Genomic DNA, 2,693 nt, shown 5'->3' on the forward strand with positions numbered 1-2,693 from the left:
CCCGGCGCGCTCGTCATCCGCGTCGACGACGACGGCCGCGCCACCGCGGGTGCCGCACCGGAACCGGGCGTCGGCCTGCTCGGGATGCGCGAACGCGTCACCGCGCTCGGCGGCCGGCTCGAAGCCGCTCCGCGCACCGAAGGCGGCTTCCGCGTCGAGGCCGAACTGCCCGTGGACCACCCGGCATGATCCGCGTCCTGCTGGCCGACGACCAGCCACTCATCCGCAGCGGCTTCCGCGCGCTCCTGGACGCCGAGGACGGCGTCGAGGTGGTCGCCGAGGCCGCCGACGGCCGCGAAGCCGTGGCGCTGGCCCGGGAACACCTCCCGGACATCGTGCTCCTCGACGTCCGGATGCCGGACGTCGACGGCCTCGAAGCGACCCGGCGCATCGCGGCCGACCCCGCGCTGGCCGCGGTGCACGTCGTCATCCTGACCAACTACGGCCTGGACGAGTACGTCTTCGAAGCCCTGCGCGCCGGCGCGGCCGGGTTCCTCGTCAAGGACATCCGGCCGGAGGACTTCCTGCACGCCGTCCGGGTCGCCGCCCGGGGTGACGCGCTGCTCGCGCCGTCGATCACCCGCAAGCTGATCGACCGGTACGTCACCCAGCCGCCCGCTCCCGGGAAGGGCCTCGCGGAGCTGACCAACCGCGAGCGCGAGGCCGTCGCCCTGGTCGCGCGAGGGCTGTCCAACGACGAGATCGCCGCGCGGATGGTGATCAGCCCGCTGACCGCGAAGACGCACGTCAACCGGGCCATGACCAAGCTGCGGGCCCGCGATCGCGCGCAGCTGGTGGTGTTCGCCTATGAGTCCGGGCTGGTGCGGCAGCTGCGGAGTTCTTGACCTGGAGCGCGCTCCAAGACCTAGCGTCGGAAGCATGATCACCCGAACCACGCTCGGCTCGCCCGGTCTCGCCGTCAGCGCGATGGGACTGGGGTGCATGGGGATGAGCGAGAGCTACGGCGCCGCCGACGCCTACGGCACCGGGCACAACGAGGTGCTGGTGGGCCGGGCCATCCACGGCCGCCGGGACCGGGTGCAGCTGGCCACCAAGTTCGGCATCGACCGCAGCGCCGGCGACCGGGCCCGCCGCATCCGCGGGGCCCGGGACTACGTGCTGCGCGCCTGCGACGCCTCGCTGCTGCGGCTGGGCGTCGACGTGATCGACCTGTACTACGCCCACCGCCCGCCCCAGGACGTCGAGATCGAGGAGACCGTCGGGGCGATGGCCGAGCTGGTCGAGGCGGGCAAGGTCCGCCACCTCGGCCTGTCCGAGGTCGACGGCGAGCTGCTGCGCCGGGCGCACGCGGTGCACCCGATCACCGCGGTGCAGAGCGAGTACTCGCTGTGGACCCGCGAAGTCGAGGCGGTCACCCCGGTGCTGGCCGAGCTGGGGGTCGGGCTGGTGCCGTACGCGCCGCTGGGGCGGGGGTTCCTGACCGGCACCCTGGACCGCGCCGCGCTGGGCGAGAAGGACTTCCGGCGCACCAATCCCCGCTTCGCCGGTGTAGGTGGGCGAGGCCAACGAGAAGATCGCGCGGACCGTGCGCGAGGTGGCCGAGCGGCTGGGTGCCACCCCGGCCCAGGTGGCACTGGCGTGGGTGTACGCCCAGGCCGAGCGGCTCGGCGTCGCGGTGGCGGCCATTCCGGGACCCGCAGCCCGGCCCGGCTGGCGCAGAACGCGGCCGCGCTGGAGCTCACCCTGGACGCCGAGGCGCTGGCCGCGCTGGACCCGCTGGGCGACCAGGTGACGGGCGAGCGCTACCTCCCCGTGCACACCGCCGAGGTCGCCGGACCTCAGGCCGGGCGGCCCGCGCCCGCGTAGTCGTCGCCCTTCGAGTGGTACGTGTGGATCTGGATGGCCTGGCCCTCGGTCGGCGCGTTGATCATCAGGCCGTTGCCCAGGTACAGGCCCACGTGGTGGATGCGCGTCGCCGGGCTGCCGTAGAACACGAGGTCACCGAGGCGCGGCTCCTCCGACGCCGGCACCGGCGGGAGCGCGCGGAACTGGCTGTCGGCCGTCCGCGGCAGGCTCACGCCCGCGCTGTCGTAGGACGCCTTCGTCAGGCCGGAGCAGTCGAAGCCCGCCGCGCCCGCGTCCGGGCCGTTGCCGCCCCAGACGTAGGGGAGGCCCAGCTGGCCGAGCGCGAAGCGGGTCGCCTTGACCCGGGGCGAGCTCGCCGACGCCGGGTCCAGCGACAGCGTCGCGTACAGCTGGGCCATGCCGAGGACCCGCTGGCGGAACAGCTCGGAGTCACTGCCCGGGTGGTAGGCCGCGATCGCCTTCCACCAGCCGGTGCCGGCGCCGAGGTCCGTGCCGCCCGCGCAGAGCGCCCGGCCGGCCGCGGTCGCCGCGTCGTCGCCGTACTTCTTCGCCTGCGCCCCGGACAGGCCGAGCAGGTTCGCGCCGCCGCGGCCGTGGTCGGACGCCGCCGAGCCCATCCCCGCGAGGGTGACCCACGAGAGGTGGCAGGAAGGGTCTTCCTTCCGCAGCGCCAGCTCGCCGTTCGCGTAGCCGATCAGGGCGTTCGCGGGGATGTCGAGGGGGCCGGCCAGCTGCTCGGCCCACTGCTGCAGCGGGCTCTTGCCGCCCTGGCCGGACGCGCCCTGGCCGGGCTCCTGCGCCTTCACCGGCGCGCTGACCTCGAGGACTGACGGGCCCGAAGCCACGTCCCGGGCCACCGGCAGCGG

The 2,693-nt window shown here is 74.6% G+C and carries 2 protein-coding genes and 2 pseudogenes; 3 read left to right on the forward strand and 1 reads right to left on the reverse strand.

Annotated elements, in window-relative coordinates; translation table 11 throughout:
- The 3 genes and pseudogenes from G3I65_RS13255 to G3I65_RS13265 form a co-directional block, all read left to right on the forward strand.
- Positions 1–189, forward strand: a pseudogene (locus tag G3I65_RS13255) (sensor histidine kinase); the annotation flags it as partial.
- Positions 186–845 carry a response regulator transcription factor gene (locus G3I65_RS13260; RefSeq protein ID WP_160696376.1) on the forward strand — a complete coding sequence of 220 codons (660 nt, stop codon included), beginning with the start codon at positions 186–188 and terminating at the stop codon, positions 843–845. The pseudogene G3I65_RS13255 and the gene G3I65_RS13260, both read left to right, overlap by 4 nt.
- A 34-nt stretch (positions 846–879) precedes the next feature.
- Positions 880–1,827 (forward strand): annotated as a pseudogene (locus G3I65_RS13265) (aldo/keto reductase).
- Here the strand turns inward: G3I65_RS13265 and G3I65_RS13270 are convergent.
- The coding region (locus G3I65_RS13270; RefSeq protein WP_160696377.1) for a C40 family peptidase at positions 1,800–2,693 on the reverse strand (894 nt) is incomplete at its 5' end. The pseudogene G3I65_RS13265 and the gene G3I65_RS13270 sit on opposite strands and share 28 nt — an antisense overlap.

Source organism: Amycolatopsis sp. SID8362, assembly GCF_010550475.1.
Taxonomy (GTDB): domain Bacteria; phylum Actinomycetota; class Actinomycetes; order Mycobacteriales; family Pseudonocardiaceae; genus Amycolatopsis; species Amycolatopsis eburnea.

Coding starts and splice junctions, on each gene's coding strand:
- G3I65_RS13260 (WP_160696376.1), top strand. CDS start 186: ATGATCCGCGTCCTGCTGGCCGACGACCAGCCACTCATCCGCAGCGGC.